The sequence below is a fragment of the Pseudomonas sp. RC2C2 genome (assembly GCF_018390435.1).
Classification (GTDB): Bacteria; Pseudomonadota; Gammaproteobacteria; order Pseudomonadales; family Pseudomonadaceae; genus Aquipseudomonas; species Aquipseudomonas donghuensis.
Map to the genome: position 1 here is coordinate 1,837,125 of NZ_JAHBAX010000001.1, position 16,839 is coordinate 1,853,963.

Genomic DNA, 16,839 nt, shown 5'->3' on the forward strand with positions numbered 1-16,839 from the left:
CGCTGGCAAGCCAGCTCCCACACGGTCACTGTGGGAGCTGGCTTGCCAGCGATAGGCGGCCACCCGGAACTTGGTTTAGAGTGCTCACCTGCGTCGTTCACAGGAAAGTGTCATGACAGATCAAAGCCAGCAATTCGCCAGCGACAACTACTCAGGTATCTGCCCGGAAGCCTGGGCCGCCATGGAAAAAGCCAACCAGGGCCATGAGCGCGCCTACGGCGACGACCAATGGACGGCACGCGCCTCGGAGTATTTCCGCAAACTGTTCGAAACCGACTGCGAAGTGTTCTTCGCCTTCAACGGCACCGCGGCCAACTCGCTGGCGCTGTCGTCGCTGTGCCAGAGCTATCACAGCGTGATCTGCTCGGAGACCGCCCACGTCGAGACCGACGAATGCGGTGCGCCGGAGTTCTTCTCCAACGGCTCCAAGCTGCTTACCGCACGCAGCGAAGCCGGCAAGCTGACCCCCGACTCGATCCGCGAAGTGGCGCTCAAGCGCCAGGACATCCACTACCCCAAACCGCGCGTGGTGACCATCACCCAGGCCACCGAGGTCGGTAGCGTCTATCGCCCGCACGAACTCAAGGCGATCAGCGCCACCTGCAAGGAACTGGGCCTGAACCTGCACATGGACGGCGCGCGCTTCAGCAACGCCTGCGCATTCCTTGGCTGCACGCCGGCTGAGCTGACCTGGAAATCCGGGGTCGATGTGCTGTGCTTTGGCGGCACCAAGAACGGCATGGCGGTGGGCGAGGCGATCCTGTTCTTCAACCGCCAGCTGGCCGAAGACTTCGACTACCGCTGCAAGCAGGCTGGGCAACTGGCATCGAAGATGCGCTTCCTCTCGGCGCCCTGGGTCGGCCTGCTGGAAGACGGCGCCTGGCTGCGCCATGGCGTGCATGCCAACCGCTGCGCGCAATTGCTCTGCGAGCTGGTGCGCGATGTGCCAGGGGTTGAGCTGATGTTCCCGGTGGAGGCCAACGGCGTGTTCCTGCAGATGTCGGAACCGGCGCTGGAAGCCTTGCGCAACAAGGGCTGGCGTTTCTACACCTTTATCGGTAGCGGTGGCGCGCGGTTCATGTGCTCGTGGGACACCGAAGAAGCGCGGGTACGTGAGCTGGCGGCGGATATCAGGGCAGCAATGAAGGCTTGATTTCTCGGCCTTGGTGTACAAGCACCCAGTTTACCGTCCATCAGAACTAGTATTTTTGTCAGGTGAGTATCTTCAGGCCAGTACATATAGTTGGTTTACCCGGTTAACTAACCACTGGGTTTTGGTCAATACTTATGGAGATACTCACATGTCAGAGATTAAACTGATTCACGCCGTGCACTTTATTGTCGACGGCGAAATCTATGAAATAGGCATGAGTCATCTGGACGGATATGCCTATTTAAATAAGGGAGACGAAACCGTGCTTCATTTGGGCGGCAGAAATTTTAAGCAAGTTTCCGTGGATTATAAGATTTTTAGTCCATTTACCGACACTGGATCCCATTGGTCCATCATCTTTGTCGCCAGTGAAGTTACTGCCGTTGATAGCAAGCTCGCAGAGCTGCTCAAAAAGTAACAGTGGCGTCGCGTCCAACTGAAGTGTTTCATCACCGACAAGCCAGCGCTCGCAGATCGCGCGCTGCGACTTGCCGGCGATGAGTTCGCCCGGTCTAAAGCCTGAATCCCCCCATCTGCCGCGCCAGATCATCGGCCAAGCCGCGTAGTGCCTGACACTCCTGCCGACAGCCCTGCACATCCACCGCCGTCTCCCGCGCCAGGTCGGATATCCCCTGCACGGTGCGGTTGATCTCCTCGGTGACCGCCGACTGCTCTTCGGTCGCCGTCGCCACCTGATGGTTCATGTCACTGATGTGCTCGACCTGATCGGTGATGGTGCCCAGCGAAGCGCCGGTCTGCTGGCTCGACTCCACCCCCGTTCCGGTCGCTGCCTGGCCGGCCTGCATCGACGCGACCGCACTGCCCGCGCCGTGCTTGAGGCGCAGGATCATCTGCTGCACTTGATCGGTGGACACCTGAGTACGCCGCGCCAGGGTCCGTACTTCGTCAGCGACCACGGCAAAGCCGCGGCCCATCTCGCCCGCCCGCGCCGCCTCGATGGCCGCGTTGAGCGCCAGCAGGTTGGTCTGTTCGGAGATGCTGCGGATCACCGCCAAGACTTCGTCAATCGAGGCGACTTCCGTCGCCAGTTCACTCACCGCACTGGCCGCCTGGCCAATCTCGTCGGACATGCCCTCGATATGGGCAATTGAGCGGCGCACCACTTCGCGGGCCTGCAGCGCTTCGCTGCGCGCGGTTTCAGACGCCACGGCGGCGTTGCCGGCATTCTGCGCTATGTCTTGAACGGTCAGGCCCATCTCATGCACGGCAGTGGCGACCATTTCGGTCATTTCCTGCTGGCGGCCGGAGCGTTCGGCGGTGTTGTCCACCACTTGCGTCACTTGCGCCACCGACGCGCGCAAGCGTTCGCTGGTGTTCAACACTTCGCCGATCAGGTCACGCTGGCTGTCGAGAAAACGGTTGAAACCACGGGCCAGGTCGCCCAGCTCGTCAGCGCGGTTTTCGTCCAGGCGCTGGGTCAGGTCGCCGCCGCCATTGCCGATGGCCATCAAGGCGCCGGTCACGCGGCGGATGGGACGGACGATGCCGCGTGCCAGCAGCACCACCAGCAACAGCGATACCAGCGCGACCGCTGCACCAATCAGGCTAGTCAGCCAGACGGTCTCACGCACCTGGGCATAGATCTGTGCTTCTGGCACCTCGGCGACCAGGGTCCAGTTGAGGTCACGCAGCGGTAGGCTGAGGGCCAGATAGCCCTCGCCATCGCGCTCGAAGCGGCTACTGTGCAGGCCCTGCTCACGGCTCAGAACGGCCTTGGCAGCTTCGCCACCAATCTGCTCGGCCAACTGCCGCTTGCCACTGAATTCCTGCTGCGGATGCACCTGGATCAAACCGTCGCCGCGCACCAGCATCACCCGCCCACGTTCGCCGAAGCTGAAGTTGTGGATCAATTCGGACAGTTCGGTCATACGCAGGCCAAGCCCGGCGATACCCACCAGTTGGCCGGCTTTCTCCACCCGATAGTCGATGAACAGCGCCAGTTCGCCGGTGCTGCCGTCGGTGTCGATGTTCAGCAGGCGCGGGTTGCCACTGTCGATAAAGCCGAAAAACCACTTATCCGCCGGGTTGCTGCGGCTGAGGGTGCGGTCCAGGCCTTTCTCGTTGTAATAGTGGTTGCTCGCTGTAGCGGCAAACAACGCGGTAAAGGCATGGTTCTGTTTGCGCAGGGCTTCGAGGTACTCGATAAATTGCGGCGCCTGGGCGCTGTCTTCCCCCGCCGCCAGCCAATCGCGCAGCAACGTGTTGCTGGCAATGTCGGCCGCCGCCGTCAACGGTCGGCCAAGCATGCGTTCGATGTCGTTACGAATCGCCTCAATGCTCGCCGGCAAGGCGGTGTCGACCAGGTAACGCTCGGTCAGCCGATTGACCGCCACGCTGTAGATGCCGACCACGATCAGAATGCTCAGCAACAGCGCTGCGCCCATGCTTGCGATCAATTGCCACTGGATACTGCGCCGCCAGAACTGCATGTATTTCCCCTGGGTAAATAAGCCCTGTAGTGCAAGAGACAGGCCAATTGTATACAACAGAAAATACAATCCAATCCACAGCAATGCCGGCCCACCCTCCCGAAGGTGGTGAGCTGGCAAAAAGGTCTAGCGAGGGGTTTGACGCGATCAGCTGTTGCTGATGGTCCGGGCAATCACATCGACCGTGGCGTTGACTTGCTCTTGGTAACGGTCGAGGGCCTGCTGGTGCTGCTGTTGCAGTTCGATCTGCTGCGAGCACAGGTTGAGGGCTGCCAGTACCAGCAGCTTGTCACCGATCAGGGTCGGGTATTTACGCTTGGTATCGGCCAATGAAGCATTGAGCATTTGCACTGCTTGCGCCAGCGCCTGCTCCTGGCCTTCGGGGGCCTTGATCGAATAATCGCTGCCGAGGATCGACACGACATTGATCGGCTGCGCTGAGGTTCTCATGCGTTCACGGTACCAACGCTGGCACGCTCAACCAGGGCCTGGATGCGTGCGGCAGTAGCGCCCTGCTTTTCTTCCTGCTCCAGCAGGCTCAGTTGCAGGCTGTCGTTTTCGTCTTTGGCCTGGGCCAGTTCGGCGCTGATCTGCGCGTTGCGCTCGGTCAGTTCCTGATTCTTCTGCACCAGGTCGCTGACCAGTTGCTCCAGTTGACTAAGGGAAGTTTCCAACATGATTGCCTTCTCGGGGTGTTTCAGGGGGCGCACACGATAAAGAAAAGTCCGCGTGCTCGCCAGGGATATCGGGTTTAGACGCGTCGGCCTGGTGCAGATTGACCCACCGATGTCGGTCAGGTTCCCCGTTTTGCCTACCACCGGTCAGGAAAAAAGATAGCTGGCTCACAATTTTGTCGTCGTCGGCTCAAGTCTTTACCCGGCCGACCGATAGGCATGGCAGTCCTGATTCTGGCGCACGGTTCGCGTGCCCTTTTCCCTTCCTGGATACCACCATGTCCCTACGCAATATGAATATCGCCCCGCGCGCGCTTCTGGGCTTTGCTCTGATCGGTGCACTGATGCTGGCCCTGGGTCTGTTCGCCCTGAACCAGATGAGCAAGATTCGCCAGGCCGGCGAAACCATCGAGAACTCGACGGTGCCGAGCATCACCAACCTCGACCAGTTGACCCAGCTGACCCTGCGCCTGCGCACCCTGTCGTACCGCCTGCTGCTCAACCGCGAAGCCGACACCCTGCAGGCCACCCTCAAGCTGGTCGACCAGCGCAACCAGCAGATCGATGACGCGCGCCGGGTGTACGAGCCGCTGATCTCCGGCAGCCAGGAACGCGCCGCCTACAACCAGTACGTGCAGTTGCTGAGCCAGTACCGCCAACTGGAAAACCGCATGCGCCTGGCATCGCAGAACAATGACCTGGACAGCCTGCGCAATCTGATCAACCGCGACATGCTCGACAGCTCCGAGCAGATCAACAGCGTCATGGATCAACTGATCAGCATCAATACCGAGCAGACCCGCGAGATCAACCGCACCGCTGCCGACCAGTATTCCAGTGCGGTCGCTCTGGTGATCGGGCTGCTGCTGGCCGCCACCGCCTTGACCCTGGTCTGCGCGCTGCTGCTGACCCGCAGTATCGTCAAGCCGATCGACGAGGCCCTGCAGGCTGCCGAGCGTATCGCCGAAGGCGACCTGACCCGCAGCATCCAGGCCGAAGGCCAGGACGAAGCGGCGCGCCTGCTCAAAGCCATGGCCAAGATGCAGAACAAGCTGCGCGATACCCTGCAGCAGATCTCCGGCTCCGCGACCCAACTGGCGTCGGCGGCTGAAGAGCTGAATAGCGTCACCGACGAAAGCGCCCGTGGCCTGCAGCAGCAGAACAACGAAATCGAACAGGCCGCCACCGCCGTCACCGAGATGACCAGCGCCGTGGAAGAAGTGGCACGCAATGCCGTGAGCACCTCGGAAGCCTCCAAGGAAGCCACCCGCTCGGCCGGCGACGGCCGTGACCTGGTGATGGAAACCGTCAGCGCCATCGAGCGCATGAGCACCGACGTGCAAGGCACTGCCGAACTGATCGGCAACCTGGCGGAAGAATCGCGCGATATCGGCAAAGTGCTCGACGTGATTCGCGGCCTGGCCGACCAGACCAACCTGCTGGCCCTGAACGCCGCCATCGAAGCGGCCCGTGCCGGTGAGGCCGGTCGCGGCTTTGCCGTGGTCGCTGATGAAGTACGCGCCCTGGCTCACCGCACCCAGCAGTCGACCAGCGAAATCGAACGGATGATCGGCAGCATCCAGGGCGGCACCGAGCAAGCGGTCAACTCCATGCGCAACAGCACCGAGCGTGCCGAGTCGACCCTGAACATCGCCCGCGGCGCCGGCCTGGCGCTGGAAACCATCACCGGTGCGGTGGCCGAGATCAACGAGCGCAACCTGGTGATCGCCAGCGCGGCCGAAGAGCAGGCCCAGGTCGCCCGCGAAGTGGACCGCAACCTGGTCAACATCAACGACCTGTCGGTGCAGTCGGCCACCGGCGCCCACCAGACCAGCGCAGCGAGCGCCGAACTGTCGCGCCTGGCGGTGGACCTGAGCGGGCTGGTGGCACGTTTCAGCGTGTAACGCAAACGCATCGCGGGTCAAGTCGCTACTCAGTACTCGATCCGCACATCCCCTTTCGGTACGCTGCAGCACGAAAGGATATAGCCTTCGGCGACGTCTTCATCGGTGATGCCGCCGTTGTGCTCCATCTCCACTTCCCCGCCCAGCTTGAGCACCTTGCAGGTGCCGCAGATGCCCATGCCGCAGGCCTTGGGGATCATCAGGCCGAGCTTGGCCGCCGCCGCGTGCACGGTCTCGCCCGGGGCCACGCGGATGCTCTTGCCGGTGGCGGTGAACTCCACCTGGTGCAGGTCGCCGGCGTCCAGCTCGGCGGCTTCAGCGGCCTGTTCGGCGTGCTCGACGGCATCGGCCTTGACCTCGGCCGGGGTCGCGCCGAACGACTCCTCATGGTAGCGGCTCATGTCGTAGCCGCTGCCTTCCAGCAAGCGCTTGACCGCGTTCATGTACGGCGTCGGGCCACAGCAGAAGATCTCCCGTTCCATATAGTCCGGGGCGATCAACTCCATGAGTTTCTGGTTCAGGTAGCCGCGGTAGCCCGCCCAGGGCTCGCCCAGGCCGTGCTTCTCGCAAATGATGTGCAGGCTGAAGTTGTCGATCCGCGAGGCCATGTGCTCCAGCTCGCGGTGATAGATGATGTCTTTCGGCGAACGCGCGCTGTGGACGAAAACCATGTCGACATTGCCGTTGGTGTCGTAGAACCAGCGGGCCATGGACATCACCGGGGTGATGCCGACGCCGCCGCTCAGGTACAGCACCTTGGGGCTGGGGAAGTCGATGGCGTTGAACAGCCCCACCGGTCCGTGCACCGCCAGCTCCTGGCCTTCGTGCAGGGTGTCGTGCAACCAGTTGGAAACCTTGCCACCGGGTACACGCTTGATGGTCACCGAGAAGCTGTAAGGCACCGACGGTGAACTGGAGATGGTGTAGGAACGCATGATCGGCTCGCCGTCGATCTCCAGCTCCAGGGTAACGAACTGCCCGGGCTTGAAGAAGAACATGATCGGCTGGTCGGCCATGAAACAGAAGGTGCGCACATCCCAGGTTTCCTGGATCACCTTGACGCAACGCACGATATGGCGGCCGTTGGCCCAGGTCTGGGTGCTGACCGGATTGAGGAAGCTGTTGGACATGCTCGTCTCCACGGCCGACTGCGGCCTGATGGCTGCGATTCTGCGCAAGCCGCGCAGGCGACACTTACCTATCCGCGACATTGGCGTGCTTATCGCGACCAGCCCCCGGCTACAGGGGCTGGCGCGTCGGAAACGGATCTGATCATGTCGCCCATGGATATGGTTCATGCGCACTTCGAACGCACACTCCATCGCAAATGATCCTGCTGTATTTGAGCCTTGCGTCGCCATAACAACGATTAGCCACTTTCACCGGCCACAAGCACTGGCCATGAGGACCTACACGATGGACGTCACCGCAACTTTGAGTCTGGGCGATCCACTGGAACCTGCACGCAAGGCCACCGCCGAGATGCTGCAGAGCCGCGAGCGGACCTTCTCGCTGCCACAGCCGTTCTACTGCGACGAGCGCCTGTTCCAGATCGACATGGAAGAGATCTTCCAGAAGGAATGGCTGATCGCCGGGATGACTTGCGAAATCCCGACCAAGGGCAACTTCATCACCCTGCAGATCGGCAAGAACCCGATCCTGGTGGTGCGCGGCGCCGAAGGCCAGGTGCATGCCTTCCACAACGTCTGCCGCCATCGCGGTTCGCGCCTGTGCACCAGCGACAAGGGCAAGGTCGCCAAGCTGGTCTGCCACTACCACCAGTGGACCTACGAGCTGGACGGCCGCCTGCTGTTCGCCGGCACCGAGATGGGCGCCGACTTCGATATGAAGCAGTACGGGCTCAAGCCTGTGAACGTCAAGACCGCCGGTGGCTACATCTTCATCAGCCTGGCTGAAAACCCGCCAGCGATCGATGACTTCCTCGCCACCCTGACCCACTACATGGAACCCTACGACATGGAGAACACCAAGGTGGCGGTGCAAACCACCTTGATGGAAAAGGCCAACTGGAAGCTGGTGCTGGAAAACAACCGCGAGTGCTACCACTGCAGCGGCTCGCACCCTGAACTGCTGAAAACCCTGCTGGAATGGGACGACGTCACCGACCCGCGCGCAGACCAGGCGTTCAAGGACCACGTCGCGGCCTCCGCCGCCGCCTGGGACGCCGAGAAGATCCCCTACGCCCACGCCAGCTTTGGCCTGCGCAACCGCATCGTGCGCATGCCACTGCTCAAGGGCACGGTATCGATGACCCTGGACGGCAAGCAGGGCTGCCAGAAGCTCATGGGCCGGATCCAGAACCCGGACCTGGGCTCGATGCGCATCCTGCACCTGCCGCACTCCTGGAACCACTGCATGGGCGATCACATGATCGTCTTCACCGTGTGGCCGATCAGCGCCCAGGAGACCATGGTCACGACCAAGTGGCTGGTGCACAAGGATGCGGTTGAAGGTGTGGATTACGACCCGGCGCGCATGCGTCAGGTGTGGGATGCCACCAACGACCAGGACCGGCGCCTGGCGGAAGAGAACCAGCGCGGGATCAACTCGACGGCGTACCAGCCGGGGCCTTATTCGAAGACCTACGAGTTTGGTGTGGTGAACTTTGTCGATTGGTACAGCGAGCGGATGCTGAGCAACCTGGGGGCGGCGCCGGCGCCTTATCTGAAGGGTGTGGCTGCGCAGTAAAGCGGGGCCGCTTTGCGGCCTATCGCCGGCAAAGCCGGCTTGTGTCTTTAGGTAGGAATAGAATCAGAAGTGAGAGCGGTGAATGGCAAGCTGTACGCCGGTAGTGCTTAAAGCACGTGTGGGAGCAAAGCTGCCATTCACCTCTCCACCCTGGCCCGAGCCCGAACAGTTGATTGAGCGCCTCTCGAATCACAAGCGTGGGCCAAGCCAGAGCGCTCTCACAACTGAGTGTAAGAGGGTTCAGCCATGTTGTCTTCTGTTGGAATCGACACTGCCAAAGCCACTTTGGAAATCTGCATCAAACCTCAGAAAATCCGCTTCGAAGTAGTCAATGAACGCCCAGGCTTTGATGTGCTGATCGGGCGACTGAAGGACTTCAAGATCAGCAGAGTGTTGATTGAAGCGACCGGCGGCTACGAGAAAGAGGTGCTGATTGCATTGCGCTCAGCGGGTTTCGAAACCATCTGCATCAACCCAGCCCGTGCCCGAAAATTCGCCGATGCCATGGGTAAAAAAGCCAAAACCGACAAGATCGACGCCGAAGTCCTTGCGGACTTCACTGCACACCTCAGCGCCCCTCAAGGCCAACCGGTCAGCCCTGAACGCGAAGAGCTGCGAGAGCTGGTGAAGCAGCGCGCCCAATTTGTGCAGAGCCGTGATGACTACAAGCGGCGTCGCCTGCAATGCCGCTCGGCAATGGTGATGGCCCACTTTGATGAGCACATAGAACAGCTGAAAGTGCTGATCAAACGCCTCGACGAAGAAATTGACCAGGCGATGGTGCAACTTGACGATACCAGGGCGCGTCAGTTGTTGGCGGTGAGCGGAATCGGTCGAGTAACCGCCGCAAATCTGCTCGCCTCACTGCCTGAACTGGGGCAGTTGGACCGCCGTCAAATCGCCGCGCTGGTGGGCGTAGCGCCTTACAACAACGATAGCGGTAGCCATCGAGGGCACCGCCAGATATGGGGGGGCGGGCGCATGTAAGGCGAGTTCTGTACATGTCGAGCTGGATCATCATCCGCCACAACACGGAATTTAAAGCACGCTACGAAGCACTTCGGGAGCGTGGCAAGTGCGCCAAAGTGGCCCTCGTAGCCTGCATGCGGGTGCTGATCGTCAGGCTGAATGCAATGCTGCGGGACAATACCCCTTGGCGAGTGCAAACAGCCTGATCAAGACAGTTGCTCCCACAGGTGGTGTGTATACCTGCAAACCCTGTGGGAGCTGGCCTTGCCAGCGATGGGGCCGTACCAGCCTGTACAAATTTTGACCACCTACCGCAATCCCCCGGCCCCGCTGGGCCCGTCAACACAGCAAACACTTTATCCACAGGACAGCCCACAGCTAATGTGGGCAAGTCGTTGTTTTTCCCGCGAAATTTTATTGATCAAAATTTGATCAAATCTCTACACGCCTTTAAATACAAGGCTCACAGCGGAAGGCGAACACCTTATCCACAGAGACGCCAACAGACTTTGTGTGCAAAAGTCGAAGCGCTAAAAAACCGTTGTGGATAACGCCTTGAGCGACCGAAATACCGGGCCTGAGCAGGCATAAACAAGACAATTGGCTAGTTTCTGATCAACCCTACGCAGCCCTTGCGCCACGGGCCTCTCAGCCATGGGCGAACATATTATCCACAGACCCGCCAACAGCGATTGTGGGCAAACTCATTGCCGCCCTGGGAAGAAAACCTCGAAAAATCCACAACTTAGCCTGATCATTTTTTGACCATAACGCCGAAGGGCACGCAATGCGTGCCCTCCAGCCATACACAAACACTTTATCCACAGATCGGCCAACAGACTTTGTGAGCAACTGTCAGCGCAACACGCCCTCTTCCACCAGCAGCTTGAGGATGGCTTGCGCGCCGTCCTGAGGGCTGACGTCCTTGAGCACTTGCCCACCGCCGCCGCTGGCCTTGGCGGTGGCGGCTTTCATACGGTCGGCGCCGCTCTTGGCCTTGATCACCTTGAGGCGTTTAGGCCGCGGCTTGGCCGGTTGCAGTTCGGCACTTGTGAATAACTCGTCTGCGACAATCGCTACTTGGCGCGCCGCCAATACACCACGCCGGGCGGGGCCAAACGCGCTCTGGCGCGGCTTGGGCGCGGCGTTATCCACAGTGGCGAGCAACGGCAGGCGCACCTTCAAGCGGCGCCGCTGGCCCCGTGGCAGGGCCTGCAGGACCTGGGCCACGCCGTTGTGGATAGACTCCACTTCGGCAAGGCCCACCACCAACGGCCAGCCCAGGCGCTCGGCCAGCAGGAACGGCAGCATCCCCGAACCTTCGCCGGTTTCCGCCTGGCTGCCGGTCAGCACCAGCTGGGCACCGGCGTCGCGCAGGTAGTCACCGAGTACGCCCAGGGCATCGGCGCCTTGCGGCTGTTCGAGCACGTCGATGTGTTCCAGGCCCATGCCCAGGTAGGCGCGCAAAGCCGGCTCCTGCGGGTCGCCGGCATGCAGCACCTGCAAGTTATCCCCAGCCAGCTGCAGGCCCAGTTCCACTGCCCGGGCATCCTGCTCGGCGCGGCGGCTGCGGCCGGAGCTTGGGTGGGCACCGATTGAAACCAGACTGATGACCTTGGTGTGCATAGTTGTCCCCTGCCCTTAGGCCGCATCGCGCTTGGCGTCGTTGCGGTAGTTTTCCACAGCCTCGATCAGCGCTTGCAGAATCGCCGCGCTGTCGCCAATCACCGACAGGTCGGCACGCTTGATCATGTCGCAACCCGGGTCCATGTTGATCGCCACCACCTTGTCGCAGGCACCGATGCCCTGCAGGTGCTGGATCGCCCCGGAGATACCCACAGCCACATAAACCCGCGCGGTCACCCAGGTACCGGTAGCACCGACCTGGCGATTGCGCGGCATGAAGCCGTCGTCCACCGCTACCCGCGAGGCGCCTTCGGTAGCGCCGAGGGCAACGGTGGCGCGGTGGAACAGCTCCCAGTCCTTGACACCATTGCCGCCAGAGACAATGAACTCGGCCTCGGCCATGGCAATGGCAGCCGGGTCGACGGCCACCGGGCCGAGGTCTTCGATACGCGACAAGCTGCGCGCCGCGCTTGTGGATAACTGCACGGGCAAGGCTTCGTGGCGAGTTTCACTGACCGGTTCCGCGCATTCGGCAGCCGCCAGGATCAACCGTGGCAGGCCGCGGATCAGGTCCTGCTGGCCAGCGCCGGCACGGCCGCTGCATTGCCCATCTTTGACTTGCCAGACTCTTGTCGCCGGACGTTCGCCAATGGCCGCGGCAAGGCGCCGGCCCAGCTCGCCGCCACCGGTGCGGCTGTCTGGCAGCAGCCAATGGCGCGGGCTGTACTGGTTATCCACAGCACGCAGACCCTGCACCAGTTGCTCCGGTACGTAACCTGCGAACGCCTCGCCTTCGATCACCAGCAGGCGATCAACGCCGGCTGTGGAAAAGTTGCTTTCCTTGTGTTCGCCAAACACCACCGCCAGCACTGCGCCGTCGCTGCCGGCCAGGCTGTGGGCCAGGCCCAACAGGTCGCGGTCGTGGCTGCCCAGGCGCCCGCCGACCATGTCCGGGACCACGGCAATGTAGAACGCCGGCTGCGCCACCTGGTGCAGCGGCAATTGCACCGCCACTGCTGCCGTGCGCTTGCTGCTGCCGCCCTGCTGGGCGCCGCTGCGGTCGATGCGCTTGATACCGTTGGGGCCGATGAAGCCGATCCCATGGGGGTTCTTGCGGATGATGCCGTTGGGCCCCATCCAGCTGTGCTGTTGGCCCTGCTGCATGGCTGCGTGCAGCGGGTGCAGGCGGTTACGGGCGATCCACTCGGCGCGCGGATCACGGCGAATAATGTCGCTCATCAGTGCACCTCCGCAGGTTCACGCTTTGCCGGGGCGGGTTTGCTCGCCGAGGCCGGTTCTTCGAGGATGGCGTCGGCGACCAGTTCGGCCAGGTCCTTGATCAACGGACGCGGTTCGACCACGCCTTCGAGCATCGCCGTGCACTGTGGACAACCCACGGCAACCAATTCGGCGGCGGTCTCGCGGATGTCGTCCATGCGCATGTCGGGGATACGCTGTTTGCCAGGAATATCGGTAATCGGCGCACCGCCGCCACCGCCGCAGCAGCGTGAGCGGAAGCCCGAACGCTGCATCTCCTTGACCTCGATGCCGAGGGCGCGCAGCACTTCGCGCGGCGCTTGGTACTCGCCGTTGTAGCGGCCCAGGTAGCACGGGTCGTGATAGGTCACGCTGCCGCCCTTGTGCTGGCCGAGGTTGAGCGCGCCAGCGGCAATCAGTTCGGCGATATAGGTGCTGTGGTGCTGCACCAGGTAGTTGCCGCCGAAGGCACCGTACTCGTTCTTGAGCACATGGAAGCTGTGCGGGTCGCAGGTGACGATGCGCTTGAAGCTGTACTTGGCCATGGTCTGGATATTGCGCTTGGCCAGTTGCTGGAAGGTCGCTTCGTCGCCCAGGCGCCGGGCCACGTCACCGCTGTCGCGCTCTTCCAGGCCGAGCACGGCAAAGTCTACTTGCGCAGCTTTCAGCACTTTGACAAAAGCCCGCAGGGTGCGCTGGTTACGCATGTCAAAGGCACCATCGCCGACCCAGAACAGTACTTCGGCGGTCTTGATGTCACCGAGCAGGTTGAGGTTGAGGTCCGCCGCCCAGTTCATCCGCCCACCCGGGGCGAAGCCGCCAGGGTTGTCGGTGGCGATCAGGTTGTCCAGCACCTCGGCGCCCTTGTTCGGCGTCGCGCCTTTTTCCAGGGTCAGGTGGCGACGCATGTCGACGATGGCATCGACGTGCTCGATCATCATCGGGCATTCCTCGACGCAGGCGCGGCAGGTGGTGCACGACCACAGGGTCTCGGCATCGACCAGGCCGTTGACGATCGGCTGATGCGGGTTGCCGCCATGCTCGCCGATCGGCTTGCCAGGGTACGGGCTGCCGGCAAACTTGGCATCGGTGCCGCCGGCCAGGCCAACGACCATGTCCTGGATGAGTTTTTTCGGGTTCAGCGGCTGGCCTGCGGCAAACGCCGGGCACACGGCCTCGCACTTGCCGCACTGTACGCAGGCGTCAAAGCCGAGCAGTTGGTTCCAGGTGAAATCCTTGGGCTTTTCTACCCCCAGCAACGCCTGCGGGTCCTCAAGGTCGATGGGTTTGAGCCCGGTCGAACGGCCACCGCCAAAGCGCTCGGCGCGCCGGTGCCAGGCCAGGTGCAGGGCACCGGCGAAGGCGTGCTTCATCGGCCCGCCCCAGGTCATGCCGAAGAACAGCTCGGACACGCCCCACAGCACGCCAATCCCCAGCAACGCCACCAACAGCCAGCCGCCGAAGCCCTGCGGGAGAATCCCGGCCACCGGCAAGGTGGCGATGAAGAAGCTCGCGGCAAACACCAGCAGGCTTTTCGGCAGGCGCATCCACGGGCCTTTCGACAACCGTGCTGGCGGGTTGAGGCGGCGTTTGTAGACGAACAGCGCACCGCCGAACATCAGCACGGTGGCGAACAGCAAGGCAAACCCAAGGATCTTGTTATGCAGGCCAAAGCCATGCACCAGGATCGCCAGCACCGCTGCCAGGACGAAGCCGCCAGCCGTGGCCACGTGAGTGTTGGCCATGTACTTGTCGCGGGCGACCACGTGGTGCAGGTCGACCATATAGCGCCGTGGCATGGCCAGCAGGCCGCCCAGCAGATCGACCTTCGACGGCCGACCCTGGCGCCACATCCGCACGCGCCGCAGCGCGCCGAGGACGGCAAGGCCCAGGGCGGCGAACAGGAGGATGGGGATAAGGGTGTTCAACATCAGAGGCACCTTTCAGGTGCAAGCCTCAAGCCTCAAGCCGCAAGCAAGGGCAACACCGCGTTGCTCTTGCTTACCGCTTGAAGCTTGCCGCTTGCAGCTGCCTTAGAAATCCTTACAAAGCCGAAGTGCGTCGTAAATGGCCGCGTGTGTATTGCGCTGCGCCACGCAGTCACCGATGCGGTACAGCAGGTAGCCTTCGCCCGGTTGGCTGAGGATCGGCTGCGGCTTGATCGCGAACAGGGCTTCGATATCGATCTGACCCTTGTTCCGCGAACCTTCCTTGAGCCCGTAGTACAGCGCCTCGTCCGGGCGCACGCCGTTCTCGATCACCACCTGGTCGACCACCCGCTCCTCTTTGGCACCGGTGTATTCGTTCTCCAGCACCGCCACCAGCTTGTCGCCCTCGCGGTAGACCTTTTCCAGCATCAGGTCGCCGGTCATGATCACTTCCTTGGGGTACATGCTGCGGTAGTAGGTCGGGAACGACGTGCCACCAATGGCCACGCCCGGCTTGATGTCGTCGGTGACGATCTCCACCTGGCTGCCTTTGTCGGCGATGTAGTCGGCTACCGACATGCCGGTGAATTCGCAGATGGTGTCGTACACCAGCACGTTCTTGCCCGGCGCCACCTTGCCGTCGAGCACGTCCCAACTGCTGACCACCAGCCCTTCGGCGGCGCCCCAGTGTTCGTTCTGCTCGATGAACGGATGGCCGCCCACCGCCAGCACGATAATGTCCGCACGCAAGTCCTGGATGGTGTCGATATCGGCCGCAGTGCCCAGGCGCAGGTCGACCTTCAGGCGCGCCAGCTCCAGTTGATACCAACGGGTGATACCGGCGATCTGGTCGCGTTGCGGCGCCTTGGCAGCGATGCTGATCTGCCCGCCGATGGCGTCTTTCTTCTCGAACAGGGTGACGTCATGGCCGCGTTCGGCCGCCACACGAGCGGCTTCCATCCCCGCAGGCCCGGCGCCAACCACCACCACCTTGCGCTTGGGCCCGGTGCTTTTCTCGATGATGTGCGGCACGCCCATGTATTCACGGGAGGTTGCCGCGTTCTGGATGCACAGCACATCCAGGCCCTGGTACTGGCGGTCGATGCAGTAGTTGGCACCGACGCACTGCTTGATCTGGTCGATCTGGCCCATCTTGATCTTGGCGATCAGGTGCGGGTCGGCGATGTGCGCGCGGGTCATGCCGACCATGTCGACATAGCCGCCTTCGAGGATGCGCGTGGCCTGATTGGGGTCCTTGATGTTCTGCGCGTGCAGCACCGGTACCTTGACCACTTCCTTGATGCCGGCCGCCAGGTGCAGGAACGGCTCGGGCGGGAAGCTCATGTTGGGGATAACGTTGGCCAGGGTGTTGTGGGTGTCGCACCCCGAACCGATCACGCCGAAGAAATCCAGCATGCCGGTGGCATCGTAGTACTTGGCGATTTCCTTCATGTCCTCGTGGCTAAGGCCATCGGGATGGAATTCGTCACCGCAGATGCGCATGCCCACGCAAAAATCCGGGCCGACTTCAGCACGCACGGCCTTGAGCACTTCCAGGCCGAATTTCATCCGGCCTTCAAACGTGCCGCCCCATTCGTCGGTACGCTTGTTGACCCGCGGGCTCCAGAACTGGTCGATCATGTGCTGGTGCACCGCCGACAGCTCGACGCCATCCAGGCCGCCTTCTTTGGCCCGGCGCGCGGCTTGCGCGTAGTTGCCGATCACCCGCCAGATCTCTTCCGGCTCGATGGTCTTGCAGGTGGCACGGTGCACCGGCTCGCGCACCCCCGATGGCGACATCAGGGTTGGCCAGTTGAAACCATCCCAGCGCGAGCGGCGGCCCATGTGGGTAATCTGGATCATGATCTTGGCGCCATGCTTGTGCATGGCATCAGCCAGGTTCTGAAAGTGCGGGATGATGCGGTCGGTCGAGAGGTTCACCGAGGCCCACCATTCCTGCGGGCTGTCGATCGCCACCACCGAGGAGCCACCGCAAATGGCCAGGCCGATGCCGCCCTTGGCTTTCTCTTCGTAGTACTTCACGTAGCGCTCGGTGGTCATGCCGCCGTCGGTGGCGTAGACCTCGGCGTGCGCGGTGCTCAGTACCCGGTTGCGGATGGTCAGTTTGCCGATCTGGATCGGCTGGAACATTGCTTCGAAAGCCATGGC

At 62.1% G+C, this 16,839-nt stretch carries 12 protein-coding genes and 2 pseudogenes; 5 read left to right on the plus strand and 9 right to left on the minus strand.

The genetic code is table 11. The features are described from left to right. Positions 1-112: 112 nt before the first annotated feature. The gene (locus KHO53_RS08525) at positions 113-1,153 is read left to right on the plus strand and encodes a threonine aldolase family protein (protein ID WP_100781783.1); all 1,041 of its coding nucleotides are present in this window, start codon (positions 113-115) and stop codon (positions 1,151-1,153) included. A 148-nt stretch (positions 1,154-1,301) separates the two neighbouring features. Beyond that, positions 1,302-1,571 carry a hypothetical protein gene (locus tag KHO53_RS08530; RefSeq protein ID WP_100781784.1) on the plus strand — a complete coding sequence of 90 codons (270 nt, stop codon included), beginning with the start codon at positions 1,302-1,304 and terminating at the stop codon, positions 1,569-1,571. A gap of 94 nt (positions 1,572-1,665) precedes the next feature. On the opposite strand, the gene KHO53_RS25940 is transcribed toward KHO53_RS08530, so the two are convergent. From KHO53_RS25940 to KHO53_RS08545, 4 genes and pseudogenes are all read right to left on the minus strand, one after another. Further along, complete coding sequence (locus tag KHO53_RS25940) at positions 1,666-2,403, minus strand: methyl-accepting chemotaxis protein (protein ID WP_374045288.1); 738 nt, start codon at positions 2,401-2,403, stop codon at positions 1,666-1,668. A gap of 123 nt (positions 2,404-2,526) precedes the next feature. Beyond that, positions 2,527-3,603 (minus strand): annotated as a pseudogene (locus tag KHO53_RS25945) (cache domain-containing protein); the annotation flags it as partial. Between the two features lie 147 nt (positions 3,604-3,750). After that, positions 3,751-4,053, minus strand: coding sequence for a cell division protein ZapA (locus KHO53_RS08540; RefSeq protein WP_010221351.1), 303 nt, complete (start codon positions 4,051-4,053; stop codon positions 3,751-3,753). Then, a complete protein-coding gene (locus KHO53_RS08545; RefSeq protein ID WP_010221350.1) occupies positions 4,050-4,280 on the minus strand; it encodes a hypothetical protein in 231 nt (76 codons plus the stop codon). Before KHO53_RS08545 ends, KHO53_RS08540 begins: the two co-directional genes overlap by 4 nt. Before the next feature lie 275 nt (positions 4,281-4,555). On the opposite strand from KHO53_RS08545, the gene KHO53_RS08550 reads away from it, so the two are divergent. Then, positions 4,556-6,181 carry a methyl-accepting chemotaxis protein gene (locus tag KHO53_RS08550; protein WP_010221349.1) on the plus strand — a complete coding sequence of 542 codons (1,626 nt, stop codon included), beginning with the start codon at positions 4,556-4,558 and terminating at the stop codon, positions 6,179-6,181. A 29-nt stretch (positions 6,182-6,210) separates the two neighbouring features. Here KHO53_RS08550 and gbcB read toward each other — a convergent pair whose 3' ends face one another. Continuing rightward, positions 6,211-7,311 (minus strand): glycine betaine monooxygenase reductase subunit, encoded by a 1,101-nt coding sequence (gene gbcB, locus KHO53_RS08555; protein WP_010221348.1) that lies wholly within the window; start codon positions 7,309-7,311, stop codon positions 6,211-6,213. 286 nt (positions 7,312-7,597) lie between these two features. Here gbcB and gbca point away from each other — a divergent pair, with 286 nt between their 5' ends. Then, positions 7,598-8,890: a glycine betaine monooxygenase oxygenase subunit gene (gene gbca / locus KHO53_RS08560; RefSeq protein WP_213570189.1), complete on the plus strand. Its 1,293-nt coding sequence runs from the start codon at positions 7,598-7,600 to the stop codon at positions 8,888-8,890. A gap of 246 nt (positions 8,891-9,136) precedes the next feature. Beyond that, positions 9,137-10,065: pseudogene (locus KHO53_RS08565) on the plus strand (IS110 family transposase). A gap of 649 nt (positions 10,066-10,714) precedes the next feature. Here KHO53_RS08565 and etfB read toward each other — a convergent pair. The 4 genes from etfB to dgcA form a co-directional block, all read right to left on the minus strand. Further along, positions 10,715-11,485, minus strand: a complete 771-nt coding sequence (etfB, locus tag KHO53_RS08570) for an electron transfer flavoprotein subunit beta (protein ID WP_010221345.1) — start codon at positions 11,483-11,485, stop codon at positions 10,715-10,717. A gap of 15 nt (positions 11,486-11,500) precedes the next feature. Beyond that, entirely contained in the window at positions 11,501-12,724 is a 1,224-nt protein-coding gene (etfA, locus tag KHO53_RS08575; protein WP_036995016.1) for an electron transfer flavoprotein subunit alpha, read from the minus strand. Continuing rightward, complete coding sequence (gene dgcB / locus KHO53_RS08580) at positions 12,724-14,673, minus strand: dimethylglycine demethylation protein DgcB (RefSeq protein ID WP_100781787.1); 1,950 nt, start codon at positions 14,671-14,673, stop codon at positions 12,724-12,726. The genes etfA and dgcB overlap by 1 nt, the downstream gene beginning before the upstream one ends. Before the next feature lie 102 nt (positions 14,674-14,775). Then, positions 14,776-16,836, minus strand: coding sequence for a dimethylglycine demethylation protein DgcA (gene dgcA / locus KHO53_RS08585; protein WP_010221342.1), 2,061 nt, complete (start codon positions 16,834-16,836; stop codon positions 14,776-14,778). Positions 16,837-16,839 lie beyond the last annotated feature (3 nt).

Coding starts and splice junctions, on each gene's coding strand:
- KHO53_RS08525 (WP_100781783.1), top strand. CDS start 113: ATGACAGATCAAAGCCAGCAATTCGCCAGCGACAACTACTCAGGTATC.
- KHO53_RS08530 (WP_100781784.1), top strand. CDS start 1,302: ATGTCAGAGATTAAACTGATTCACGCCGTGCACTTTATTGTCGACGGC.
- KHO53_RS25940 (WP_374045288.1), bottom strand. CDS start 2,403: ATGACCGAAATGGTCGCCACTGCCGTGCATGAGATGGGCCTGACCGTT.
- KHO53_RS08540 (WP_010221351.1), bottom strand. CDS start 4,053: ATGAGAACCTCAGCGCAGCCGATCAATGTCGTGTCGATCCTCGGCAGC.
- KHO53_RS08545 (WP_010221350.1), bottom strand. CDS start 4,280: ATGTTGGAAACTTCCCTTAGTCAACTGGAGCAACTGGTCAGCGACCTG.
- KHO53_RS08550 (WP_010221349.1), top strand. CDS start 4,556: ATGTCCCTACGCAATATGAATATCGCCCCGCGCGCGCTTCTGGGCTTT.
- gbcB (WP_010221348.1), bottom strand. CDS start 7,311: ATGTCCAACAGCTTCCTCAATCCGGTCAGCACCCAGACCTGGGCCAAC.
- gbca (WP_213570189.1), top strand. CDS start 7,598: ATGGACGTCACCGCAACTTTGAGTCTGGGCGATCCACTGGAACCTGCA.
- etfB (WP_010221345.1), bottom strand. CDS start 11,485: ATGCACACCAAGGTCATCAGTCTGGTTTCAATCGGTGCCCACCCAAGC.
- etfA (WP_036995016.1), bottom strand. CDS start 12,724: ATGAGCGACATTATTCGCCGTGATCCGCGCGCCGAGTGGATCGCCCGT.
- dgcB (WP_100781787.1), bottom strand. CDS start 14,673: ATGTTGAACACCCTTATCCCCATCCTCCTGTTCGCCGCCCTGGGCCTT.
- dgcA (WP_010221342.1), bottom strand. CDS start 16,836: ATGGCTTTCGAAGCAATGTTCCAGCCGATCCAGATCGGCAAACTGACC.